The 26,658-nt window shown below is 42.1% G+C and carries 20 protein-coding genes; 15 read left to right on the forward strand and 5 right to left on the reverse strand.

Going from position 1 to position 26,658, the window contains the following annotated elements; translation table 11 throughout:
- Positions 1 to 310 precede the first annotated feature (310 nt).
- From sgrR to leuA, 5 genes are all read right to left on the reverse strand, one after another.
- Entirely contained in the window at positions 311 to 1,990 is a 1,680-nt protein-coding gene (gene sgrR / locus ACU696_RS08300; RefSeq protein ID WP_004913225.1) for an HTH-type transcriptional regulator SgrR, read from the reverse strand.
- A 526-nt stretch (positions 1,991 to 2,516) separates the two neighbouring features.
- Entirely contained in the window at positions 2,517 to 3,122 is a 606-nt protein-coding gene (gene leuD / locus ACU696_RS08305) for a 3-isopropylmalate dehydratase small subunit (RefSeq protein WP_117162798.1), read from the reverse strand.
- A gap of 7 nt (positions 3,123 to 3,129) precedes the next feature.
- Positions 3,130 to 4,533 (reverse strand): 3-isopropylmalate dehydratase large subunit, encoded by a 1,404-nt coding sequence (gene leuC / locus ACU696_RS08310; RefSeq protein ID WP_209101930.1) that lies wholly within the window; start codon positions 4,531 to 4,533, stop codon positions 3,130 to 3,132.
- Between the two features lies 1 nt (position 4,534).
- Positions 4,535 to 5,623 (reverse strand): 3-isopropylmalate dehydrogenase, encoded by a 1,089-nt coding sequence (gene leuB / locus ACU696_RS08315; RefSeq protein WP_209101932.1) that lies wholly within the window; start codon positions 5,621 to 5,623, stop codon positions 4,535 to 4,537.
- A gap of 2 nt (positions 5,624 to 5,625) precedes the next feature.
- Positions 5,626 to 7,203 carry a 2-isopropylmalate synthase gene (gene leuA, locus ACU696_RS08320; RefSeq protein WP_004262054.1) on the reverse strand — a complete coding sequence of 526 codons (1,578 nt, stop codon included), beginning with the start codon at positions 7,201 to 7,203 and terminating at the stop codon, positions 5,626 to 5,628.
- Positions 7,204 to 8,097: 894 nt separating this feature from the next.
- Here leuA and leuO point away from each other — a divergent pair.
- From leuO to murG, 15 genes are all read left to right on the forward strand, one after another.
- Positions 8,098 to 9,066, forward strand: coding sequence for a transcriptional regulator LeuO (leuO, locus tag ACU696_RS08325; RefSeq protein ID WP_004913213.1), 969 nt, complete (start codon positions 8,098 to 8,100; stop codon positions 9,064 to 9,066).
- Between the two features lie 356 nt (positions 9,067 to 9,422).
- The gene (locus ACU696_RS08330) at positions 9,423 to 11,255 is read left to right on the forward strand and encodes an AMP-dependent synthetase/ligase (RefSeq protein WP_209101935.1); all 1,833 of its coding nucleotides are present in this window, start codon (positions 9,423 to 9,425) and stop codon (positions 11,253 to 11,255) included.
- A gap of 370 nt (positions 11,256 to 11,625) precedes the next feature.
- Complete coding sequence (ilvI, locus tag ACU696_RS08335) at positions 11,626 to 13,353, forward strand: acetolactate synthase 3 large subunit (protein WP_004913206.1); 1,728 nt, start codon at positions 11,626 to 11,628, stop codon at positions 13,351 to 13,353.
- Between the two features lie 2 nt (positions 13,354 to 13,355).
- Positions 13,356 to 13,847: an acetolactate synthase small subunit gene (ilvN, locus tag ACU696_RS08340; protein ID WP_004262045.1), complete on the forward strand. Its 492-nt coding sequence runs from the start codon at positions 13,356 to 13,358 to the stop codon at positions 13,845 to 13,847.
- 84 nt (positions 13,848 to 13,931) lie between these two features.
- Positions 13,932 to 14,942, forward strand: a complete 1,011-nt coding sequence (cra, locus tag ACU696_RS08345; RefSeq protein WP_004913203.1) for a catabolite repressor/activator — start codon at positions 13,932 to 13,934, stop codon at positions 14,940 to 14,942.
- 699 nt (positions 14,943 to 15,641) lie between these two features.
- On the forward strand, positions 15,642 to 16,100 hold the full coding sequence (gene mraZ, locus ACU696_RS08350; protein ID WP_004262043.1) for a division/cell wall cluster transcriptional repressor MraZ: 459 nt from the start codon (positions 15,642 to 15,644) through the stop codon (positions 16,098 to 16,100).
- 2 nt (positions 16,101 to 16,102) lie between these two features.
- Positions 16,103 to 17,056 carry a 16S rRNA (cytosine(1402)-N(4))-methyltransferase RsmH gene (rsmH, locus tag ACU696_RS08355; RefSeq protein WP_004913197.1) on the forward strand — a complete coding sequence of 318 codons (954 nt, stop codon included), beginning with the start codon at positions 16,103 to 16,105 and terminating at the stop codon, positions 17,054 to 17,056.
- The gene (gene ftsL, locus ACU696_RS08360) at positions 17,056 to 17,376 is read left to right on the forward strand and encodes a cell division protein FtsL (RefSeq protein WP_004913196.1); all 321 of its coding nucleotides are present in this window, start codon (positions 17,056 to 17,058) and stop codon (positions 17,374 to 17,376) included. Before rsmH ends, ftsL begins: the two co-directional genes overlap by 1 nt.
- An 11-nt stretch (positions 17,377 to 17,387) precedes the next feature.
- A complete protein-coding gene (gene ftsI / locus ACU696_RS08365) occupies positions 17,388 to 19,154 on the forward strand; it encodes a peptidoglycan glycosyltransferase FtsI (RefSeq protein WP_004913194.1) in 1,767 nt (588 codons plus the stop codon).
- A complete protein-coding gene (gene murE, locus ACU696_RS08370; RefSeq protein WP_004913192.1) occupies positions 19,141 to 20,628 on the forward strand; it encodes a UDP-N-acetylmuramoyl-L-alanyl-D-glutamate--2,6-diaminopimelate ligase in 1,488 nt (495 codons plus the stop codon). Before ftsI ends, murE begins: the two co-directional genes overlap by 14 nt.
- The gene (murF, locus tag ACU696_RS08375) at positions 20,625 to 21,989 is read left to right on the forward strand and encodes a UDP-N-acetylmuramoyl-tripeptide--D-alanyl-D-alanine ligase (protein ID WP_209101938.1); all 1,365 of its coding nucleotides are present in this window, start codon (positions 20,625 to 20,627) and stop codon (positions 21,987 to 21,989) included. Before murE ends, murF begins: the two co-directional genes overlap by 4 nt.
- On the forward strand, positions 21,983 to 23,065 hold the full coding sequence (gene mraY / locus ACU696_RS08380) for a phospho-N-acetylmuramoyl-pentapeptide-transferase (RefSeq protein WP_004262035.1): 1,083 nt from the start codon (positions 21,983 to 21,985) through the stop codon (positions 23,063 to 23,065). Before murF ends, mraY begins: the two co-directional genes overlap by 7 nt.
- A 1-nt stretch (position 23,066) precedes the next feature.
- Entirely contained in the window at positions 23,067 to 24,377 is a 1,311-nt protein-coding gene (gene murD / locus ACU696_RS08385; protein WP_004913186.1) for a UDP-N-acetylmuramoyl-L-alanine--D-glutamate ligase, read from the forward strand.
- A complete protein-coding gene (gene ftsW / locus ACU696_RS08390; RefSeq protein WP_109912942.1) occupies positions 24,377 to 25,570 on the forward strand; it encodes a cell division protein FtsW in 1,194 nt (397 codons plus the stop codon). The genes murD and ftsW overlap by 1 nt, the downstream gene beginning before the upstream one ends.
- On the forward strand, positions 25,567 to 26,640 hold the full coding sequence (murG, locus tag ACU696_RS08395) for an undecaprenyldiphospho-muramoylpentapeptide beta-N-acetylglucosaminyltransferase (protein ID WP_109912941.1): 1,074 nt from the start codon (positions 25,567 to 25,569) through the stop codon (positions 26,638 to 26,640). The genes ftsW and murG overlap by 4 nt, the downstream gene beginning before the upstream one ends.
- Positions 26,641 to 26,658 lie beyond the last annotated feature (18 nt).

Raw genomic sequence — 26,658 nt, forward strand, 5'->3', positions numbered from 1 at the left:
TGACGAAACGGTTTTTATGACGCAAATCACAAAATATGAGTAAGTTAAGCACATATCTTGTGGATAAATACAATGTTGTTTGATCTTTGCTCAGTTAAAGTCCTAAGCATGTTAGTTAAAAAAGTAGTCAGTGGATGAAAGGCTATTTTGCTATTTATTTGTTTGATTTATCAGTGATTATTCAACTGTGCTTTTTTTTGATAAAAAAGCGACTTGGGGATATACCCTGATTACCATGAGGTTGTTCACATGGATATCCACAGAAAAAGTGAATAACATCCTTATTATTCATTTCATCTGTTTATAACTATCAATATTTTTCTAGGTTATCCTCAGACGGTTTAAACCACGCAGATTTAAAATCAAACCAGCCAAAGGTATTCATTCGTACACCGCGCATGGTTTTTTGGCCTTGCAATTCAAGCCAATGATGAAAAACGGGGTGAAAGATTTGTGAGTCAACTAAGCTTTCACACCAAGCTTCGACATCTAATTGGTTATTACGCCACAGATTAAGTTCATTGCTGAGAGGGTTATTAAGGCATTGTCGTAGCAATGGCATTTCGTACAAGGTTGCAAAGATGGAAAATTCGAGAGGTTTAAAAAAGTTAGCTGTTGCTAACCAAATATCACTTTCTCCATTGCCATTAAACCAATCATCGTAATCAATGATATTGATCTTAAGTTCCACACCTTGCATCTGTAAAACCCGTTTCATAATTTGGCTAATTGCGTAGAACTCATGGTGGTGGCGATAAAAAGTGACAGTAAGCTCAGTTAAATCTTCAGGCTTGGGAAACAAGGTTAGCATTTTACTGTGATGCCAATGGAGTAACAGGCCATAAGCAGGTGCCCAATGGCGCTGATAAAAAGGTTCGCAATGTGCAAGTAGGTTGACAGGGGTTAAAAAGCTACATAACCACTTACGAACATCTTCACGCTGAGCTATCGGTGAACGCTGATCCATTAACAGGAAATAACAGCCTTCTTCCATACGACTTTCGAGCGAGCCATTATGGTGCTTATCACCATCCATTTTTAATGTTGTACAGACCATTTGCTCAGAGAGTTCAGGAACCACCCAAATGGTCACTTCATCGAGTAGCGCACGATAGCCAAAATAGCGGTCGAAAGCCGTAATGGTCAGCTTTTGTGGCAAGTTTTTTTCTACTTGATAAGGGCCAGTGCCGATTGGGCAACGGCTAAAGTTTTCGAGGCTCTCCCACTCTTTCGGTAAAATGGCGGCATGGTGGCTACCTAATAACCAAGGTAGTTGTTTATCAGGCTCACTTAACGTGATATCAATGACATAAGGCTGCGGTGAGCTAACGGATTGAATATGTGAGAATAGCGGCCAACAGGTTTTTAAGCGTAAAAGGGAATAAATAATATCGTCGGTAACCATTTCTCGCCCATGATGGAAATAAATAGCGGGGCGTAAATAAAAACGCCATTGGGTATCGCTGGTGGATTGCCAATGGTGGGCAAGGCCATCTTCTACTTCCCCTTTTTCCTCATTTATATGGGTAAGGCCATTAAATATTTGGCTCATCAAGTGAATTTCTGAGCGGCGCATTGGCGCACCAGGAAGCAATGTCGGGAAATCTCGATAATAAATAATTCGTAATAAATTCTTACCTTGTCGATAACTGCGTTCCAGTTCAGACAATACCATTTGACGAATGGTTTCCTTATCACCCACTAGGGCGACAAGTTTTTCAATACTTTCTTCTTTGAGTAGTTGTTCAGCCTGTGCCTGCTGTAGCTCCAAGCCATTAACATGAAAAATAAGGGTAGAGCGTTTTCCTCGACCAGACTCTGCTTGCCAACTAAGCCAACCTTGTGACTGCATATTATTAAGCAGAGTACGGACATGACGGCGAGAGCAAAACAGCGTATCAGCGATGTCTTGTAGTGTTGTTTCACTGTCTTGACCCTGAAAATGTTGCCAGAGACGAATGAATTGGGTTTGTAATCGCGAATTAGACATAAAAGAGGAACTCCGGCAAAAAATACATCAATTTTAATTTCCTAAATTCTCACGATAATAGAAGGTAGTAAGTAGCTCGTTTGGTCTGCAGTTGCAGGCCGACTCCCCCATTTAGAGTAATGGTGTTTCTCACCGAGCCGGTTTTTACCGGCTTTTTTTTATTTTTTTCGTCATATTTTGCGCCGTGGCTGTGTTGGCTTCACTCCGCTACCCTAGTCACATACCGGTGTATGCTCCTAGGGATATCTTCATTTTTCCGCCTTGCCACAACACAAACTATTTAGAAAAAATCGTTAAGTAAAAGTAAAAGTAAAAGTAAAAGTAAAAGTAAAAGTAAAAGTAAATTTTGTGATGGGCAAAATATTTAGGTTAATTATACAGGAAGATATTAACGGGGAAGTGATTTTGGATTGTAAATTTTTAATGATGGATGAATTCCGCATTTTTGGTGCGAAGTAGGCGGTTTAGTTGGATAATTAGAGCTAAAAGAGGAACTACGCCCACCAAAGTAGGCGTAGAAAAGGATTTACTGCATAAAGGATGGAATCTTGCTTTCAAAATCGGTGATCTGGTCGACATGTTGCAACGTCAAACCAATACTATCCAAACCATTCATCATGCAGTGGCGACGGAAGCTATCAATTTCAAAATGATAGGTTTTATCACCCGCAGTAACTGTTTGAGCTTCTAAGTCTACCGTAAACTGGCAACCTTCATGGCCATTAACATAGTTAAATAGCTCATCTACTTCGGTTTCACTTAATTTAATTGGTAATAATTGGTTGTTGAACGAGTTGCCATAAAAAATATCAGCAAAACTTGGGGCGATAACCACTTGAATACCAAAGTCAGTCAATGCCCAAGGTGCGTGCTCACGGGATGAACCGCAACCAAAGTTTTCACGAGCTAATAAAATACTTGCCCCTTTGAAAACTGGCTTATTTAAGACGAAATCAGGGTTAGGTTGTTGCCCGTTCTCATCTAAAAAACGCCAGTCATTAAACAAGTGTTGGCCAAAACCAGTGCGAGTCACTTTTTGCAAAAATTGTTTAGGGATAATGGCATCAGTATCCACATTGGCTGCATCTAAAGGAGCAACAATCCCGACGTGTGTAATAAACTTTTCCATCATTTTCTCCTTAGATTTGAATATCACGTACATCAGCAAAATGGCCATTAATCGCTGCTGCAGCCGCCATTGCTGGGCTAACTAAGTGAGTACGGCCTGCTCGACCTTGGCGACCTTCAAAGTTACGGTTACTGGTTGATGCACAGCGTTCGCCAGGGTTTAAACGGTCGTTATTCATCGCTAAGCACATAGAGCATCCTGGCAAACGCCATTCAAAGCCCGCTTCAATGAAAATTTTATCTAAACCTTCTTGTTCCGCTTGGGCTTTAACAGGGCCAGATCCCGGAACAACGATGGCTTGCACGCCATTGGCAACTTTTTTTCCTTTAGCAATTGCAGCTGCTGCACGTAAATCTTCAATACGCGAATTAGTACATGAACCAATAAATACTTTATCAATTTTTACATCAGATAATTTAATACCGGACTCTAACCCCATGTAAGCTAATGCTTTCTCCGCAGAAGCACGCTCAACAGGGTCTGCAAATGATTCTGGGGCAGGTATCGGTTGGTTAATGGCAATTACTTGCCCCGGGTTAGTTCCCCATGTGACTTGTGGTGCGATGCCACTTGCTTGAATAGTAATGACTTTATCAAATTGTGCATCATCATCAGTTTTTAACGTTTTCCAATACGCAACCGCGTCGTCCCACTGTTGGCCTTTAGGTGCAAATTGGCGACCTTTCATATAGGCAAAGGTGGTTTCATCTGGTGCGATAATCCCCGCTTTCGCACCTAATTCAATAGCCATGTTGCATACCGTCATACGGCCTTCCATGCTCAAGTTTTCGATGGCTTCACCGCAAAACTCAACAATATAGCCAGTACCGCCTGCGCTACCAGTTGTACCGATAATCGCTAAAACGATATCTTTTGCGGTAATGCCAGCAGGAGCTTTGCCGACGACTTCAATTTTCATTGTTTTAGCGCGTGCTTGTTTCAGTGTTTGAGTCGCCATCACGTGCTCAACTTCTGACGTCCCGATACCAAAGGCTAATGAGCCAAATGCACCGTGTGTTGCGGTGTGGGAGTCTCCACATACAATGGTCATACCGGGTAAAGTGATACCTTGCTCAGGCCCCATCACATGGACAATACCTTGGTATGGGTGATTCAAATCATATAAAGTTACGCCAAACTCTTTACAGTTTTTCATTAACTCTTGCATTTGAATACGAGCCATATCGCCACAAGCATTAATATCTTTGGTTTGCGTCGATACGTTGTGATCCATGGTGGCAAATGTTTTACTTGGTTGATGCAATGGGCGTTTTTTAGTTCTCAAACCATCAAATGCTTGAGGTGATGTAACTTCATGTACCAAGTGACGATCGATATAAATCAAAGGGATTTCATTTTCGACCTCACGGACAACGTGGGCATCATACAATTTTTGATATAAAGTCTTGGCCATGTTAAACCCCTTCTGCAATATAACGAGCAATAATATCGCCCATTTCACTGGTACTTATTGACTGACCTGCACCTGCTAAGTCTGATGTTCTATAACCTTCTTCTAAGGCTTTATTGACTGCACGCTCGATGGCATCTGCCGCATCCGTTTGGTCTAAGCTAAATCTTAACAGCATGGAAGCAGATAAAATTTGTGCAATTGGGTTGGCAATATTTTTTCCTGCAATATCTGGTGCAGAGCCGCCTGCAGGTTCATATAAACCAAATCCAGCTTCATTCAAGCTTGCAGAAGGTAACATGCCCATAGAACCGGTGATCATCGCACATTCATCAGAAATGATATCGCCGAACAAGTTAGAACATAACACCACATCAAATTGAGATGGGGCTTTGATCATTTGCATTGCTGCGTTATCGATATACATATGGCTGACTTCAACATCTGGATATTCTTGAGCAATTTGGTTGACCACTTCACGCCATAATACTGAACTTTGCAACACGTTTGCTTTATCGATTGATGCGACTTTGTTATTACGTTTGCGAGCCGATTCAAAAGCAATACGCGCGATACGCTCGATTTCATAGCGGTGATAAACTTCAGTATCAAATGCATATTCTTCTTGGCCTTCACCTTTGCGGCCTTTCGGTTGACCGAAGTAAATTCCACCGGTTAATTCACGGACACAAAGAATATCGAAACCTTGAGCTGCGATGTCTGCACGTAATGGGCAAAATGCTTCTAATGCTTGATATAAGCGAGCAGGGCGTAAATTACTGAATAATTTAAAATGCTTACGTAAAGGTAATAATGCACCGCGTTCAGGCTGGCTATCAGGTGGTAAGTGTTCCCATTTAGGCCCACCGACAGAGCCAAATAATACCGCATCAGCTTCCTCACAACCTGTTACTGTAGCCTGCGGTAACGGTTCACCGTGTTTGTCGATTGCCGCGCCGCCAACATCGTATTCAGTGGTGTTAATTGTTATTGCAAAACGTTTACTGATAGCGGCTAAAACCTTGTGAGCTTGCGCCATCACTTCTGGACCGATGCCATCTCCCGGTAATACGGCAATTTTATAGTTAGACATTGTTAAACTGCTTCCTTTGTGTTTGATTGTGATTCTTGATTTATTTTTTGTTTTTCTTTTTCAACTTGTTCAGAGCGCCAAATGCTATTTAATACATGCACCATGGCTTTCGCTGAAGATTCGACGATATCTGTTGCTAATCCCATCCCGTGGAACTTACGGTTATGGCATTCAACCACGATATCCACTTGGCCTAACGCATTTTCACCATGGCCCTTAGCAGATAACTGGTACGAGACTAATTTCATAGGGAATTGTGTGATGTTGCTGATGGCTTGGTAGATGGCATCAACGGGGCCATTACCGGTCGCCGCTTCAGACTTCACTTCATCGCCACACTGCATTTTGACTGTTGCTGTTGCAACAATACTAGAGCCTGATTGTGTACTGAAATAGTCCATCACGAAGTGGTCAGTTTCATCTTGTTGTTTCGTAAAGAAAGCTAAGGCTTCTAAGTCATAGTCAAAGACTTGACCTTTTTTATCAGCTAAATTCAAAAATGCAGTATACAATTCATCCAATTTGAAGTCTTTACCTTCGTGATACCCCATTTCCTCCATACGGTGTTTAACAGCGGCACGGCCTGAACGTGAGGTTAAATTTAATTGTTGTTCTTTTAAGCCGATAGACTCTGGTGTCATGATTTCGTAGGTTTCACGATTTTTCAACACACCGTCTTGGTGAATACCTGATGAGTGAGCAAATGCGTTACTACCTACAACGGCTTTATTAGCTGGAATTGGTGTATTACATAATTGGCTAACTAATTGGCTGGTACGGTAAATTTCTTTGTGATTAATATTGGTATGCACATTCAACATTTGTTCGCGCAGTTTAATGGCCATAATCACTTCTTCCAATGCCGTGTTGCCAGCGCGTTCGCCTAAGCCATTGATGGTACCTTCAACTTGGCGGGCACCGGCTTGCACAGCACTGATTGAGTTAGCAACTGACATCCCTAAATCATCATGGCAATGCACAGAAATAACAGCCTTATCGATATTTGGCACACGGTTATACAAATCAGTGATAATTCCGCCAAACTGGTAAGGTGTTGTATAACCTACAGTATCTGGAATATTGATTGTTGTTGCACCTGCATTAATAGCCGTTTCTACGATACGACATAAATTATCAGGGTCAGTACGGCCCGCATCTTCACAGGAGAATTCAACGTCATCGGTATAGCGTCTTGCGCGCTTAATGGAATTAATTGCCATATCCATTACGCCATCAAAGGATTTATTTAATTTCTTCTCCATATGTAAATTGGAGGTAGCTAAGAAAATATGGATACGAAAGGCTTCGGCAACCTTTAATGACTCAGCTGCAACATCAATGTCATTTTCAATACAACGCGCTAATGCACAAATTCGGCTGTTTTTGATTTCTCTCGCGATGGTTTGTACGGATTCGAAGTCACCCGGTGAAGAGACTGGGAAACCCGCTTCAATGATATCAACTCCTAAACGCTCTAATGCGAAGGCAATTTGTAATTTTTCTTTGACTGACAAACTTGCCTGTAATGCCTGCTCACCGTCGCGTAAGGTGGTATCGAAGATAATGACTTGGTTGCTCATATTGTATTCCTCATATCGAATTTTGTTTTTTGCTGAGAGTTATGTTCTTCCAAAGCCGCAGGCATAAAAAAACCCGCGGGTTGCGCGGGTTTTTAATGTTTGTGGACAGTTTGTTTCTATTTTTCGTCCATAAGCATACCGCGCAAATTTAATGCGAGTAGTAGTAGGCTTAGTAGGCGAATAGAAAATGTCATTTTTAACTGTCTCTCTTGAGTATCTTAATCAAACTGTATTTATTGATACGTTATCTTAAAGTTAATGTCAATAATAGATTTTTAGCATATTTTTACCAATCATGAATTATGGCTTCTGGCTGGTGGTTGTTGCTGTTTTTTTTGTGTATCCCTTCTGTTTTGTCTGGATTTTTGCGTTGTTATAAGGGTAAAATTCTTTTGCTATGCTCATTCAAATGCTTTCATGATTAAAGTTATTGATTTTTATGCAATTTTTATTTTTTGATGTAAGGTGAGACTCAAGGTAGGGAATGAATCATCTTCGCCAATACTTTTTAATTAAGTTAATTATCTAATAAATGAGTATTTAAAAAATAATCTGATAATGAGAATATTTATTGATTCTACATACGATTTATTATGATTTCTTGCAAAAATTGCTTTATTATTTTTACGGTGAGTGATTGCAATGCTAATAAGTGGTTATCATTCATTATTTTGATGAATATTTACGTTTTATAATGATATTTATACTGCAAGTTTAATTAATAGGTAAAGTAATATAAACGTCGTTTTAATAAATGCAGGGAAAGCGAAATGACTTATTATCTATAAGTTGTTTTAAGAATAATATTTAATGAATTTATATATTCGTCGGTTTTTTAAGATGAATGACTCTTTTCGTTAATGAAAAATGATAAATATATTAGTGGAGTAAAAAATGACTGATTTTGATACAATTTCAACAGCTAAAAAAGACAGTAGCGATATTCATTTACGTAATGTTGATCTCAACCTATTAACGGTTTTTGACGTGGTTATGCAGATGCAAAACGTAACAAAAGCAGCGCAAGTTCTAGGGATGTCTCAACCTGCGGTGAGTAACGCAGTTTCACGTTTAAAATCAATGTTTAATGATGAGTTGTTTGTCCGGTATGGGCGTGGTATTCAGCCGACATCTCGTGCTAAGCAACTGTTCGGGCCTATTAGGCAAGCATTACAATTAGTTCATAATGAATTACCTAGTGCAGGTTTCAATCCACAAACTAGTGATCGAGTATTTAATTTATCTATTTGTTCACCGTTAGATATTCGTCTAGCTGCTATTATTGTCGAAAAATTTAAGGTAGTTTCGCCTAATATTAATATAGTCATTCATTCTTTTATGGATAATAAAATTGCTCATCAATTAAAATACCAAGAAATGGATTTTTTCCTTGGCTATAATCAATTAGAAAAGACAGAATTTCAACATCAGGTTTTATTTGATGATGAATTGGTATTAGTGGTGGCTAGTCATCACCCACGTATTGGTAATTCAATTTCTGAAATTGAATTAAATAATGAACGTCATGCTATTATGTCAATGGATAACATGGGATCATTTAGTAAACCTTATTATAATAATACTGAGTTATCGCATACGATTAGCTATCAAGGTACTGACTTAAATAGTGTCCTGAGTCTTGTTGCTCAAACTGATCTCGTCGCTATTGTGCCAAAATGGCTAGTGAGTCATTACTTTGGACAACTAAAATTACGGACATTAACGTTGCCTTGGCTTCGAGATACACTGCCTTGCTATTTAACTTGGCATGAATCAACGGTTAGGGATAAAGGCCATCAATGGATGAAATCTCAATTTAATCAGTTGATTGAGGAACTCTCTGAACAGGCTGTTGCTGCATAGTACTCCTATTTAAAAATTGTTAGAGGTTGTTGGCGAGCTCAGACATTGTGAGTAATAAATAACGCTTATTGTTAAGGGGCAATAACAAATGAAATTGCCCCTTAAAGCCAATAACCTCTATATTTCTATAGACGTGCTTATAACAAAGATAGATACGCCAACAAGGTAATTAACTCATTATCGTGAGCGTTATGATGAGTTTTGTAGCAGACATAACATTTGCACAAAATTTACATATAAATGCTTTTCACGCATCTCTTTAGTCGATACACTGCGAATATTCAGCTAACACTTGTAAGCTGAAATAATAAGAATAGTTAAGTGCTTGTGAATGTACCGAGTAACTTATATCGATAATGACCTATAGGGAATACACTTTGATTACTGAAAATCTATATCCATACCACTTGGTTAATCGCTTACGTAGCAGGGTTACTGCGCACGAATCGGCGAACCGGATAGCTTTCAGTCAATGGGATGACGGGCAACAGAGCTCATTAACTTGGGGCGAGGTAGGCGATCACACATCAGCGATTTCTCGTCGTCTCTTAGCATTAAACGTTATCACACAAGAAAATATTGGGTTATTTGCCCATAACAGCATGAATTGGTCATTGGTTGACTTTGCCGCGTTACAAATTAGGGCTGTCACAGTGCCACTTTATGCAACTAGCAATGTTGAGCAAGCGGCGTATATTATTAATGATGCCAATATTAAAGTGTTGTTTGTTGGGGACGATATGCAATATCAAGTTGCATGCCAATTGCCAGCTCTTTGTCCTCAATTAACGACGATTATCGTGATGAACGACAATGTTGAGTTGGCTGATATTTCAATCGACACCCTGCATTTATCCACATTTATGGCGCAAGCACAAACCGCATACCAAACGGAACTTGATGAGCGCATCGCTGCACATAATCTCGGTGATTTATTTACCATCATTTATACATCAGGCACTACAGGGGAGCCCAAAGGCGTTATGTTGGATTACTACAACATGGCTGCCCAACTGTATCTCCATGACGAACGATTACAACTAACTGCTGATGATGTTTCTTTAAGTTTTTTACCACTTTCACATGTTTTTGAACGTGCGTGGAGCTTTTACGTTATGCACGTTGGGGCGTTAAACGTTTATTTAACAGACACCAATCAAGTTCGGGAAGCATTAACGGAAGTAAAACCGACTGTGATGTGTGCGGTTCCCCGTTTTTATGAAAAAGTTTATTCAGCAATACACAGTAAAGTGGCCAAAGCACCTCTCATCCGTAGGGCGCTATTTCGCTGTGCAATATCTCTTGGCAAGCGCCGTGTGAAAGCCTTAGCAAAAGGCCACAAACCCTCTTTAGTTAACCGCGCTATTTTTCCGATGGTTGATAAACTGGTTCTCAGTAGAATTCGCGAAGGGTTAGGCGGTCGAATTCGTTTCATGCCAGCAGCTGGCGCCCGTCTTGATGACGATGTGATTGCATTTTTCCTTTCAGCAGGGGTAAATATTAAATATGGCTATGGTATGTCAGAAACCTGTGCCACGGTATCTTGCTGGGAAGAAGGTAAATACCCATTAGGTTCGATAGGTACACCACTATCTTCTGTTTCAGTGCGTATTGGTAAAGACGATGAAATACAAGTAAAAGGGCCAGTGGTCATGAAAGGCTATTTCAATCGACCAATTGAAACCTTGGATACGTTTACAGCAGATGGCTGGCTAAAAACGGGTGATGCAGGAAAGATTGACGAACAAGGCAATTTATATATTACGGATAGGCTAAAAGATTTAATGAAAACGTCTAACGGAAAATATATTGCACCACAGATGATTGAAGGGGTATTAGGGCAAGACAAGTTTATTGAACACATTGCAGTTATTGCGGATGCACGCAAGTTTGTTTCAGCGCTGATCGTGCCTTGTTATGACAGCTTAGAAGAATATGCCCATTCAATAAACCTGAAATATCGAGATCGTTTAGAACTCTTAAAAGACTCAAATATTGTGGCCTTATTTGAGAGCCGTTTAAAAGATTTGCAAAAAAATATCGATAATTTCCACCAAGTTAAGCGTTTTATATTACTACCTACCACATTTTCAATGGAAAAAGGTGAATTAACGCCGACGTTGAAACTGCGCCGTAAAATTATTTCTGAGCGCTATCAATTAGAAATTGAATCGATGTACAAAGAATAATTTACCATCTAATTATCTGACTTACCTGTATTATGGGTAGGTCAGGTCTTGTTTTTGTTCTATTCATATTTATTTATTCAGATTATCACTTAATATTAAAATCAGAATGGTTCCAACTAATTAAAGTTGCACTGTTTTTCCATTCATAGCAGTCATTCTTTCTCCCATTATTTTTATACGCAGTCAATTTATCTATCAAATACCCATGTTCAAGATGATGTGAAAGTTTCGTGATCCTTGCACTGAAATGGTGTTTGCTTCGTTTCAGCCAGAGCGATATGTTAATAGCACGAATTTCACAATTTTAATGATAAAAATAAAGAGGTAGTTCATACCTCTTCACTTGCAAATAATGTCTGGGGGCAAACTCATGGAGATGTTGTCGGGAGCGGAAATGGTCGTCAAGTCGTTGATTGACCAAGGAGTAAAGCACGTGTTTGGTTATCCAGGCGGTGCGGTATTAGATATTTATGATGCACTTCATACAGTTGGTGGGGTAGAACATATTTTAGTGCGCCATGAACAAGCCGCCGTTCATATGGCAGATGGTTATGCACGCTCAACAGGGGATGTTGGGGTTGTTTTAGTGACATCTGGTCCTGGGGCAACAAATGCGATTACCGGTATTGCGACGGCTTATATGGACTCCGTACCAATGGTGGTGTTATCAGGGCAGGTTGCAAGCTCGCTAATTGGTAACGATGCGTTTCAAGAATGCGATATGGTTGGAATTTCAAGGCCAATAGTCAAGCACAGTTTTTTAATTAAAAGCGCAGAAGAAATTCCTGAAACCATCAAGAAAGCGTTTTATATTGCAGCAAGTGGCCGTCCAGGGCCTGTGGTGATTGATTTTCCTAAGGACACCGTTAACCCAGCTTTGAAGTTTGCTTACCGTTATCCAGAGAACGTTTCTTTGCGGTCTTATAACCCTACATTACAAGGACACAAAGGCCAAATCAAAAAAGCATTAACTAAATTGGTTTCAGCCAAAAAACCAGTTTTCTATATTGGCGGAGGGGCGATTAACGCGAATTGCTCTGCTGAACTTATAGAGTTGGCAGAAAAACTGCAATTACCGGTGGTATCAACCTTAATGGGATTAGGGGCTTTCCCAGAAACGCACAAGCAATCCGTGGGAATGCTTGGGATGCATGGAACCTATGAAGCCAACAAGGTGATGCATAACTCGGATGTGATTTTTGCCGTTGGTGTTCGTTTTGATGATAGAACAACGAACAATTTAGAAAAATATTGCCCAAATGCGACCGTCATTCAAATTGATGTTGACCCAACGTCTATCTCAAAAACGGTCAATGCCGATATCCCAATTGTTGGCGATGCAAAACTCACATTAAAACAAATGTTAGGTCAGTTAGACCAAGCTTCAGCCAAACAAGACAACCAAGCACTCACTGCGTGGTGGAAAGAAATAGAGCAATGGCGCAGCAAACAGTGTTTACGTTACGAAACAAGCCAAACAAAAGTTAAACCACAGCAAGCCATTGAAATGATTTATCGTTTAACGAAAGGTGAAGCGTATGTAACGTCTGACGTTGGGCAGCACCAAATGTTCGCCGCATTGTATTATCCCTTTGATAAACCTCGCCATTGGATAAACTCAGGAGGACTCGGCACGATGGGCTTTGGTTTACCTGCTGCTCTAGGGGTGAAATTAGCGCATCCAAAATCGACCGTTGTCTGTGTGACAGGGGATGGTAGCATCCAGATGAACATTCAAGAGCTTTCAACCGCTCTGCAATATGGCTTACCGGTTTTAGTGCTCAACTTAAATAATGGTTTCTTAGGCATGGTAAAACAGTGGCAGGATATGATTTATCAAGGCCGTCACTCACAATCTTACATGCAATCATTGCCTGATTTCATCAAGTTAGCACAAGCGTATGGCCACGTTGGTATTTCGATAGCAACACCTGATGAGCTAGAAGAAAAACTAAAACAAGCCCTTGTTGAAGTGAATGAAAATCAGCGATTAGTTTTCGTTGACGTCAATATTGATGAAACTGAGCACGTTTATCCAATGCAGATCCGTGGTGGTGCAATGGATGAAATGTGGTTGAGCAAAACAGAGAGGACCTGATCATGCGTCGTATTTTATCCGTTTTATTAGAAAATGAATCAGGTGCTTTGTCCCGTGTCATAGGTCTGTTCTCTCAACGTGGTTATAATATTGAAAGTTTGACCGTTGCACCAACAGATGACCCAACCCTGTCACGTATGACTATCCAAACTAAAGGGGATGCAAAGGTTCTGGAGCAAATTGAGAAACAATTGCATAAACTAGTTGATGTGTTGCGCGTCAGTGAGCTGACAGCGTCAGCACATATCGAACGTGAAATCATGTTAGTGAAGCTACAAGCCTCTGGATATGGGCGTGATGAAGTGAAGCGCTGTGCAGATATTTTCCGTGGACAAATTGTTGATGTCACCCCAACGCTTTATACCGTTCAGCTAGCGGGGACAAGCGAAAAACTGGACGCTTTCATCGAATCAGTGCGTGGTGTTGCTGAAATTGTTGAAGTTGTACGCTCAGGGATCGTCGGTGTTTCGCGCGGTGATAAAATTATGCGATGAAAAATTTATCTTCCGAAGGTAGAATAATCGCGTTTAAGGCCCCGAATGACTCGGGGCTATTCCCAAAATTGTAAAGAGGTTAACGTGAAACTGGATGAGATAGCCCGTCTAGCGGGTGTTTCCCGCACAACGGCTAGTTATGTGATCAACGGCAAGGCCAAGCAGTATCGAGTCAGCGATAAAACTGTAGAAAAAGTGATGGCAGTCGTCAGAGAGCACAATTACCATCCAAATGCAGTTGCTGCGGGGCTACGAGCAGGGCGTACCCGTTCTATAGGGTTAGTGATCCCTGACTTGGAAAATACGAGCTATACCCGTATAGCAAATTACCTTGAAAGGCAGGCGCGTCAGCGTGGTTATCAATTGTTGATAGCATGCTCAGAAGACCAACCCGACAATGAAATTCGTTGTGTTGAACACCTTTTACAACGACAAGTTGATGCCATAATTGTTTCGACAGCATTACCGCCAGAACACCCGTTCTATCAGCGTTGGGCGAATCGTTCTTTACCGATTATCGCACTGGATAGAGCCCTTGAAAAAGAACACTTTATTAGTGTTGTTGGTGATGACCAAGAAGATGCTTTCATGATTTCAGCAGAATTACGCAAATTTAAAGCTGAATCGGTATTGTATTTGGGGGCGTTACCTGAATTATCAGTCAGTTACCTGCGCGAGCAAGGTTTCCGTAAAGCATGGCATGAAGACCCGCGCAAGATTGATTACCTGTATGCAAATAGCTATGAACGCGATTCAGCCGCAGAGGTTTTTGCTCATTGGCTTGATAGTGGCAACAAGATGCCAGACGCACTATTTACAACATCATTCTCCTTACTACAAGGCGTGCTAGATGTCGCATTGAAGCGCAGTGGTCGTTTACCTGAGCATATGGTTATTGCCACATTTGGTGATAATGAATTATTAGACTTCCTTGAATGCCCAGTGCTTTCTTTGGCACAGCGCCATAGAGACATCGCTGAACGCATCTTAGAATTGGTGCTTGCCAGCCTTGATGAAAAGCAAAAACCAGAACCTGGTATTACACGTATTCGTCGTGATTTATGTCGCCGTGGAAGTTTAGGTCGTAAGCAGTAATAAAATAGACTTAACTTTAATCGAACAGTGAATATTTACACGATAATGAGTGATGTTGGTCACAATAATGAGTAATATAACGGCCCCTATCTTGTAGGGGCTTTTTTTTTATAGGCAAAAATTAGGTAAATATTTAACTTTAGGATTTATCTTAATTGGTTTGTTGCGGATTTTAAAATGAAAGCTAAATCGGATAAATAAATTAATATAAATTTATTATGGTTGTATTACTGATTTGTGCGATAAATATTTTGAATTAAATTACTGTTTATTAAAACAGTTATTTATTCTATTGATATGTAATGATTTTATTTTATTGGCAGCACGTTTTGGGCCTATTTAAAAATTAATGACTATTTGAGGACTCAACAGAAGTAAATAACCGGTACAAGATACACTGATTAAAAATGAGACATAAGTTGAATTTCCATTAATTTGTATGATTTTACAGCAAACTATTATGTTAGCGCTTATTTAGGTGATACTTAATAAAATATGTTAATCATATCAACTTGTTATTTCCCATTTTATTTCCAAGTTAGATTTTACCTCCCCTTATTTTTTCTGAATTGTTCTGTAAATAAAGCTAAAGCCGGATGTTACTGGCTTGACAACGTTTTCATACCATTCGTAAACTTTATATGTGGTGAATTGTGGGGTAAAGTGGGTGGGTGGAAAATAAAAGGGGTTTAATCGGGTATGTTTCGTGGGGCAACACTGGTTAATCTCGACAGCAAAGGGCGTCTAACCGTGCCAACTCGTTATCGAGGAATGCTGAACGAGGAATCGAAAGGGCAAATGGTTTGTACCATTGACCTTCACCAGCCATGCCTGTTGCTTTATACCTTACCTGAATGGGAGATTATCGAGGAAAAACTTTCTCGGCTATCGACGATGAACCCAGCAGAACGACGCGTGCAACGGCTGTTATTAGGTCATGCAAGTGAATGCCAAATGGACAACGCGGGGCGTCTTTTGTTAGCCAGTACATTGCGTCAACACGCAGGGCTAACCAAAGAGGTCATGTTGGTTGGCCAGATTAATAAATTTGAACTTTGGGATGAACAGACTTGGTATCAGCAAGTGGAAGATGATATTGCCGCTGAGCGCCTTACCAATGAACCACTTTCAGCCCGCTTACAGGATTTGTCACTTTAATAATGACGCAACAGCAATTTAAACACGTAACAGTATTACTGGATGAAGCCGTGAACGGTTTAAACATTAAACCTAACGGTATCTATATCGATGGCACCTTTGGTCGTGGTGGCCATTCAAGGTTGATATTAAGCCAGCTTGGCGCACAAGGAAGGTTAATCGCCATTGACCGTGATCCAGAAGCCATAAAAGCGGCACAGGCTATCGATGACCCGCGTTTTATGATTAAGCATGGCCCATTTTCTGCGATTGCAGAGTATGTGGAAGAAGAAGGGTTAACAGGGAAAATTGATGGCGTATTACTTGACTTAGGGGTTTCTTCACCGCAGTTAGATGACCCAGAGCGTGGTTTTTCCTTTATGCGTGACGGGCCGTTAGATATGCGAATGGACCCAACCAAAGGGCAATCCGCACAGCAATGGTTGATGGACGCAGAAGCGGATGACATTGCTTGGGTATTGAAAACCTTTGGAGAAGAGCGTTTTGCGAAACGAATTGCGAGAGCGATTGTTGAACGTAACCATAACCCAGAGGAAGAGCCATTAACACGTACACGGCATCTTGCAGAGTTAATTGCCAAAGTCAGTCCGATGAAAGACCGACATAAACACCCTGCAACACGTAGCTTCCAAGCGATTCGTATTTATATTAATAGCGAATTGGAAGAGATTGAAAAAGCGTTAGAAGGCGCTATGAACGTTTTAGCACCACAAGGGCGCTTATCGGTTATCAGCTTCCATTCTTTGGAAGATAGATTAGTAAAACGGTTTATTCGCAAAAATAGTAAAGGACCATCAGTGCCAGCCGGTATTCCACTGACTGAAGCGCAGATTAAAGAGTTAGGCGCAGCGCAGTTACGTGACCTAGGTAAGATGAAACCTTCGGAAAACGAAATTGACGAAAATCCTCGCGCACGGAGTTCTGTGTTGCGGTTTGCTGAAAAGGCGGCGGAATAATGGTTCCAGAAAGGCACAGCCTAGCTCGCGTCATTGGGCGTGATTTATTTCGTTATGGCATCGTTCCTTTGATTTTATTGGCTGCAATTATAATCAGTGCCGTTTTTGTTGTGACTACCGCACATGAAACGCGTTTGTTAACGGCAGCTAAAGATAAATTGTATGAAGAAAAAGACTTATTAGATATCGAATGGCGCAATTTGATCCTTGAAGAAAACGCCCTTGCGAGCCATAGCCGAATAGAACGTTTGTCGGTTGAAAAATTACAGATGGTACAAGTTGAACCATCACAAGAAAAAATTATTGTTTCTAAGCAATAAAAAGGTTCCTAATGAAAGCACCAAAAACAGCGAAAAATAAGAAACAAGAAGAAAGTACCAGCTTTGTCCGCTGGCGCTTTATTTTGCTGTGCGGATGCATTGTCTTGGCGTTAGCAGGGTTGCTGACGCGGGTGGCTTATCTGCAAATTATCGCACCAGAGAAACTGGTGAAAGAAGGCGATATGCGCTCTTTACGAGTGCAAGAAGTCGCAACTTCCCGAGGCATGATCAGCGACCGAGAAGGGCGGCAACTGGCGGTGAGTGTGCCAGTTAATGCAATTTGGGCTGACCCCAAAGAAGTGTTCGAAAAAGGGGGGATCAGCAATGACGAGCACTGGAAAGCATTAGCGGATGCCCTTGAGATCCCATTAGAACAAATTACCAGCAAAATATCGGCCAATCCAAGAGGCCGTTTTGTGTATTTAGCGCGTCAAGTTAACCCATCTATTGGCGATTACGTTAAAAAACTAAAAATACCTGGTATTTACTTACGCAAAGAGTCTCGTCGTTATTATCCATCAGGCCCAGTTACCGCTCACTTATTGGGGGTAACAAATATTGATGGCGAAGGCATTGAAGGTGTCGAGAAAAGCTTTGACCGTTGGTTAAAAGGTGCACCAGGTGAACGTACAGTTCGCAAAGACCGTAATGGGCGAGTGATTGAAACGATTTCCTCTGTTGACAGCCAAGCTGCGCATAATCTGACATTAAGTATTGATGAACGCATTCAATCCATTGTTTACCGTGAATTAACACGTGGTGTACAGGAAAATAAAGCTGAATCAGGCGTAGCAATTTTAGTGGATGTTCATACCGGTGAAATTTTAGCAATGGCAAATAGTCCATCCTATAACCCAAATAATTTAACGGGTACATCAATGGATGCGATGCGTAACCGTGCTATCACCGATATTTTCGAGCCGGGCTCAACAGTGAAACCCATGGTGGTAATGAGTGCGCTACACAACAAAATTATTAAAGAAAACTCCGTAATTAATACTTATCCATATCGTATTAGTGGTCATGAGATCAAAGACGTAGCACGGTATGCTGAACTAACAATTACTGGGATTTTACAGAAGTCGAGTAACGTAGGTGTTTCAAAACTTGCGTTAGCGATGCCTGCCACTGAGCTGGTGGATGTGTATAGCCGCTTTGGGTTTGGCAAGCCGACTAATCTGGGGTTAGTCGGGGAAAGTAGTGGCATCTTTCCAAGTAAAAAAACACGGTGGTCTGATTTAGAAAGGGCCACCTTTTCTTTTGGCTACGGGCAAATGGTAACACCGTTACAGTTAGCGCGAGCCTACGCAACTATCGGTAGTTTTGGTATTTATCGGCCATTATCTATCACGAAGGTTGACCCTCCTGTATCAGGAACACGTGTTTTTCCTGAGCCGATCATGCGAACAGTGGTTCATATGATGGAAAGTGTGGCTTTACCCGGGGGCGGGGGAGCACGAGCAGCAATTAAAGGCTATCGCATTGCTATTAAAACAGGGACTGCGAAGAAAGTGGGTCCTGAAGGGCGTTACGTTGAAAAATATTTAGCTTACGCCGCGGGTGTGGCTCCTGCGAGTAACCCACGCTATGCGTTAGTAGTGCTCATCAATGAGCCTAGTGCAGGTAAATACTACGGTGGTGCGGTATCTGCACCGATATTTGGTTCAATCATGGGAGGGGTTCTACGGTTGATGAACGTTGAGCCCGATGCATTGCAACCAAATGAACAAAATGAAATTGTAAATAGTCAAAAAGAGGTTAAAAGTGGCAGATCGTAATCTTTGTGATCTACTCTCACCCTTTGGTGTGAGCACAACTCCAATCTCACTGCGTGAGATGACGCTAGACAGTCGAAAGGCTGCCGCGGGCGATCTGTTTATTGCAATAAAAGGCCATCAATCAGATGGGCGACACTATATTCCTCAAGCAATTGCTCAAGGGGTTTCTGCTGTGATAGCGGAAGCGGAAGGTGAAGCTGTTGAAGGTGAAATTCGTTTCGTTCATGGCGTCCCTGTCATTTATTTAAATGACCTGAATAATCGTTTATCAGCCCTTGCGGGGGAGTTTTATCAGCAGCCATCAGCTAATATGAAACTCGTTGGTGTGACGGGTACAAACGGTAAAACAACGACGACACAATTAATTGCTCAGTGGGCTCAAGGGCTAGGGGAAACTAGCGCTGTAATGGGAACAGTGGGTAATGGCCTATTAGGCCATGTGTCGCCAAGCGAAAATACTACCGGCTCTGCGGTAGATATCCAACTTGAATTGACCCAATTATTGAACCAAAAAGCGACATTAACAGCGATGGAAGTGTCTTCCCATGGCTTAGTGCAAGGCCGAGTTGCTGCCTTACAGTTTGATGCCGCGGTGTTTACCAATTTAAGTCGTGATCACCTTGATTATCATGGCGATATGGAAAGCTATGAAGCCGCAAAATGGCTGTTGTTTTCCACGCATAATACAAAATCGCAAATCATTAATGCGGATGATGCTATTGGCTTGAAATGGCTACAACGTTTACCACAGGCGTGCGCAGTGACCATGGAAAACCGCATTCCAAATGACTGGCAAGGCCCATGGTTAAAAGCCACTGAGGTTGAATATCACGATAAAGGTGCCAGCATCCATTTTGATTCCTCATGGGGAAATGGGCGCTTTGAAAGCCCATTAATGGGTGCATTTAATGTCAGCAATTTATTAGTGGCAATGGCAACTTTACTAATGATGGATTATCCGTTAGATAAACTGCTGGCTACTACCTCTTCATTATCACCAGTATGTGGGCGTATGGAAGTATTCAGTGCACCGAATAAACCGACAGTCGTCGTTGATTATGCGCATACTCCTGATGCCTTAGAAAAAGCTTTAGCGGCAGCACGCTTACATTGCAAAGGTCAATTATGGTGTGTATTTGGTTGCGGTGGTGACCGTGACAAAGGCAAGCGTCCACTAATGGGGGCTGCTGCAGAAGAGTATGCAGATAAAATCGTGATCACAGACGACAACCCGCGCAGTGAAGACCCTATCGATATTATTAATGATATTATGGCGGGCTTATTAGATTCCAGCCGTGCTTTGGCCATACCGGGTCGTCCAGAAGCCGTGACAAACACTATTTTGCAGGCATCTCCTGATGATGTGATTGTGATTGCAGGTAAGGGGCACGAAGATTATCAAATTATTGGTCAGCGCAAGTTAGATTACTCAGACCGTCTAACGGTAGCTCGTTTGTTGGGGGTAATCGCATGATCCCTTTAACACTCGCTCAATTGGCACAAATTACCCAAGGGCAGATTGAATCAGCTCCAGACACCAATGCAATGGTTAGCGCGGTTAGTACTGATAGCCGTAAAATTGCTGAAAATTGCCTATTCATTGCGTTAAAAGGTGAACGCTTCGACGCCCATAATTTTGTGCAGCAAGTCGTTATGGCGGGCGCTAAGGCGTTACTCGTTGAGCGCAAACTAGAAGTGAATTGCCCACAAATTATCGTGAAAGACACGCGTATCGCGATGGGCCAACTGGCTGCATGGGTTCGTCAGCAGAGTAGAGCCCGGGTCGTTGGCTTAACGGGGTCTTCAGGCAAAACATCGGTCAAAGAAATGACTGCGTCCATTTTATCTGAGCGCGGTAAAACCTTATATACTGCAGGTAATTTAAACAACGATATAGGTGTACCTTTGACCCTATTTCGTTTAACCCATGATGATGATTTTGCAGTGATAGAAATGGGCGCTAATCATCCAAATGAAATTGCCTACACAACCAATGTTGTCAAACCAGAAGCCGCATTAGTTAACAATTTATTTGCTGCACACTTAGCGGGTTTTGGTTCACCGGAAGGGGTTGCTAAAGCGAAAGGTGAAATTTATCAAGGTATTCCAGAAGAAGGAACTGCAATTGTTAACCTTGATAGCTACAGTGAAAAGTGGCAGTTTCAGCCACGTCAAACCGTTTGGTATTACTCACTAACGCCACAAGCAAAAGTGGATTTCTATCCTTCTGATATCCAAGTGAACCAGCTGACAACGGATTTTGTGTTACACACTCCCGTTGGTAGTGTTGATATCACCTTGCCATTACCAGGGCTGCATAACATCGCTAATGTGTTAGCGGCGAGTGCATTAGCCATTTCAGTCGGTGCTAGCCTCGACAATATTAAAAATGGCTTAGCGAAAACGAAGTCGGTACCGGGGCGGTTATACCCTGTGCGCTTAGCGGAGCACAAGGTGGTTTTAGACGACACTTATAACGCAAATGATGGTTCGATGATCGCAGCAATCCATGTTCTCGAAAAAATGCCAGGTTACCGCATCTTAGTGGTGGGGGACATGGGTGAACTGGGCGATTATGCAGAAGATTGCCATCAGCGTGTTGGTGTCGCCGCTAAACAAGCAGGCTTAGACAAAGTATTCAGTGTTGGTCAATTAAGTGAGTTGATCAGCCAATTTAGTGAATGTGGTGAGCATTTCACAGTGAAATCCGATTTATTAACCCGACTAATTCCGCTAGCACAGCAGAAGGACGTTGTTTCTATTTTAGTTAAAGGTTCACGCAGTTCCGCGATGGAAGATGTTGTGAATGCATTGAAGGAGTGCTTCGAATGTTAGTCTGGCTTGCCGAAATGTTGGTCCACAAGTTTTCTGTTCTGAACGTCTTTTCTTATTTGACGTTCAGGGCCATTGTCGGTTTGCTGACGGCACTTGCCATTGCTTTGTGGATGGGGCCGCATTTAATTGCTTATTTACAAAAAATGCAAATAGGCCAAGTCGTTCGTAATGAAGGCCCTGAGTCTCACTTTAGTAAGCGCGGAACCCCAACTATGGGCGGGTTATTGATTTTATTTTCAATCACCGTTTCAACTTTGTTATGGGCTCGCTTAGACAACCCTTATGTTTGGTGTGTATTACTTGTGTTAGTTGGTTATGGCATTGTCGGTTTTGTTGATGACTACCGTAAAGTGGTACGTAAAGACACTCGTGGTCTAATAGCACGTTGGAAATATTTTTGGCAATCCGTGATTGCGTTAATTGTTGCCTTTTCCATGTACGCGATTGGTAAAGACACCCCAGCAACGCAGCTAGTGGTGCCATTTTTTAAAGATGTGATGCCACAACTGGGCATGCTGTATATTTTGCTGACTTACTTTGTGATTGTAGGAACCAGTAACGCAGTAAACCTAACAGATGGTTTGGATGGCTTGGCTATCATGCCAACGGTATTTGTCGCTGCAGGTTTTGCATTAGTGGCATGGGCAACAGGTAATGTTAATTTTGCCAGTTACTTACATATTCCATTTTTACCACATGCAGGTGAATTAGTGATTGTCTGTACTGCCATTGTGGGGGCAGGGTTAGGCTTCTTATGGTTTAACACATATCCAGCCCAAGTATTTATGGGTGATGTTGGCTCATTGGCTCTTGGTGGTGCACTAGGAACTATCGCTGTATTACTGCGCCAAGAGTTTTTATTAGTGATTATGGGTGGTGTGTTTGTGGTTGAGACATTATCCGTTATTTTACAAGTCGGTTCATTTAAATTGCGCGGGCAACGTATTTTCCGCATGGCACCAATTCATCACCATTATGAATTGAAGGGTTGGCCAGAACCTCGCGTTATCGTGCGCTTCTGGATTATCTCATTAATGTTAGTCCTCATTGGGCTGGCAACCTTGAAGGTGCGTTAAGATGGTCGATTATCAGGGTAAGAACGTCGTTATTATTGGGCTGGGGATCACTGGCCTATCTTGCGTTCATTTTTTCCTTGCGCGCGGCGTTGTGCCTCGTGTTATGGATACCCGTGCAGTGCCTCCGGGGGTAGATAAACTCCCTGCGAACGTGGAATGCCATAGTGGCAGCTTGAATAATAGCTGGTTACAGGCAGCCGATTTAATTGTCGCGAGTCCAGGGATTGCGTTGGCAACACCTCAGTTGCAGGAAGCGGCAGAAAACGGCATCGAAATTGTGGGTGATATCGAATTGTTTTGTCGTGAAGCCGATGCACCGATTGTCGCCATTACAGGTTCAAATGGTAAAAGTACCGTCACGTCATTGGTTGGTGAAATGGCTAAAGCTGCGGGTATTTCAGTTGGTGTTGGTGGCAATATTGGTACGCCAGCGCTTTCATTACTCAATGCAGGGCATCGTCTATACGTTTTAGAACTTTCCAGCTTCCAATTAGAAACCACTTCAAGTTTAGAAGCGACCGCCGCGACAGTCTTAAATATTAGTGAAGATCATATGGATAGATACCCATTAGGTCTAGCGCAGTATCGTGAAGCTAAATTAAAAATTTATAACGATGCTAAAAACTGCATTGTTAACGTACAAGATGCACTGACCTTACCTGTCAATCATACCTTGGAAGAATGTATTAGCTTTGGCTTAAATAGTGGTGATTATTTCTTTGATACCCAAAAACGGGTGTTAGTGGCTCAAGGAAAAGAGCTGCTCGCTGTCAATGAGATGCACTTAACTGGCCAACACAATTACCTCAATGCGTTGGCCGCGCTAGCACTGGCAGATGCGGTGAGTATTCCTCGCCCAGCTTGCCTTCAAGTATTGAAAGACTATGCGGGGTTAGCGCATCGTTTCGAATTAGTGTTATTCAATAACGGTGTTCGCTGGATTAATGACTCGAAAGCCACCAATGTTGGAAGTACTGAAGCGGCGTTAAATGGGTTACATGTGGACGGCAATATCTACTTATTATTAGGTGGTGATGGCAAGTCAGCTGATTTTTCACCATTAAAACAATATATTGCTGCGGATAACTACCGTTTATATTGCTTTGGCCGTGATGGCAAAGAGTTAGCGGATATGGCACCTGAAAAATCAGTTTTGACTGAGACGATGGAACAAAGCTTACGCCAAATTGCGCCTCAACTAAAAGCGGGGGACATGGTGCTGTTATCCCCAGCGTGCGCCAGTTTGGATCAGTTTAAAAGTTTTGAGCAGCGTGGAACTGTCTTTGCTCAATTAGCCCAGGAGCTAGGTTAATGACGATACCGGGTGCGATGCGTTTAAAAAATTGGGTCATTGGTGAAAAAAATGGCGTGATTTCAGGCTCAACGCTTTACGACCGTACATTGGTGTGGTTGGCATTCGGTTTAGCCGCGGTTGGCTTTATTATGGTCACCTCTGCGTCCATGCCAGTTGGCCAGCGCTTAACCGAAGACCCGTTTTATTTTGCTAAGCGTGATGTGGTGTATATCGTTATCGCATTTATTTTAGCTCTAGGTGTTATGCGTATTCCGATGGCGGTTTGGGAGAAGTACAACTTCATATTGTTGATGGCTTCTCTTGGCATGCTAGTCGTGGTGTTGGTTGCAGGAAGTTCCGTTAACGGGGCATCACGCTGGATAGACATCGGTTTGGTAAAAATTCAGCCGGCAGAAATTTCGAAATTTACGTTGTTTTGCTACGTATCCAGTTATTTAGTGCGTAAATCTGATGAAGTCAGAACCCGTTTTCTTGGCTTTATCAAACCGATGTGTATTTTGATTGTTATGGCGTCTTTGCTTTTATTACAGCCTGACTTAGGGACAGTTATCGTCTTAGTGGTTACCACTCTCGGGTTGTTGTTTTTAGCAGGAGCAAGGTTAGCCCCCTTTATTATTGGTATTGCCGCTTGTGCGGTGGGGGTATTGGCTTTGATTTGGTTCGAGCCGTACCGCTTACGTCGAGTCACGTCATTTTTGAATCCATGGGATGACCCGTTTGGAAGTGGTTATCAGCTAACTCAATCTTTAATGGCCTTTGGTCGTGGTGAAGTATTTGGGCAAGGGCTTGGAAATTCAGTACAAAAATTAGAATATTTGCCAGAAGCACACACAGACTTTATTTTCTCGGTTTTAGCTGAGGAGCTCGGGTACTTTGGCGTTGTATTGGTTCTGCTGATGGTCTTTATGTTGGCATTTAGAGCAATGATGATCGGCCGTCGTGCATTGATGTCAAACCAATTATTCGGTGGTTATTTGGCTTGTTCTATTGGTATTTGGTTTACCTTCCAAGCGTTAGTTAACGTTGGCGCCGCATCAGGTATGTTACCGACAAAAGGTTTAACACTACCGCTAATTAGTTATGGTGGTTCGAGTTTACTGGTGATGGCTGCTGCCATTGCGATATTACTGAGAATTGATTTTGAAACACGCCTTGAAAAAGCGCAGGCGTTTGTAAGGAGCACTAAATGAGTCAGGCAAAGAAATTACTCGTCATGGCAGGTGGAACCGGAGGGCATGTTTTTCCGGGGTTAGCCGTGGCTCATTATTTGCAGGCTCAAGGCTGGGAGATCCGTTGGTTAGGTACGGCTGACCGAATGGAAGCTACATTAGTGCCGAAACATGGTATCGATATTGAATTCATTCAAATTTCGGGTCTCAGGGGCAAAGGTATCGCAGCGCAACTGGGGTCGCCATGGCGTATTTATAAAGCGATTCGCCAAGCCAAAACAATTATTAAGCGTTATCAACCCGATGCTGTATTAGGTATGGGGGGCTATGTTTCGGGGCCCGGCGGTATTGCAGCATGGCAATGCGGTGTTCCTGTTGTACTTCATGAGCAAAATGGTATCGCGGGTTTAACGAACAAATGGTTATCTCGAATCGCAAAAAGAGTATTACAAGCCTTTCCGGGGGCATTTCCTAACGCACCAGTTGTCGGTAATCCAGTACGTGAAGATGTTTTAGCACTACCTGCGCCACAGGTTCGTTTAGCTGGTCGTGAAGGTGCTATACGTGTATTAGTTGTTGGTGGCAGCCAAGGGGCTCGAATTCTAAATCAAGTGATGCCGCGAGTTGCTGAAAAAGTAGGCAAACAGTTAAATATCTGGCATCAAGCGGGAAAAGGCAGTAAGGAATCGACAGAAGCATTGTATAATGAACATATGCAAGTTTCAGTCAATTCCGAGTATAAAGTTACTGAATTTATTGATGATATGGCGCAAGCTTACGCATGGGCAGATATTGTTGTCTGTCGGTCAGGTGCATTAACAGTGAGTGAAATTGCAGCCGCAGGTTTACCGGCTATTTTTGTGCCTTTTCAACATAAAGATCGTCAACAATATTGGAATGCATTACCGCTAGAAAAAGCGGGAGCGGCTAAAATTTTAGAACAATCACAATTTACCGCAGATGCTGTGGCGAGCTTATTAGAACAATGGGATAGAAACGAATTACTCTCAATGGCCGAAAAAGCGCATAGCTGTGCAATTACAGACGCAACTGAGCGAGTTGCTACCGTGATTTGCGAAGTGGCTAAATAATATTAGCCATAATTGATA

The organism is Providencia sp. PROV_01 (genome assembly GCF_053098325.1).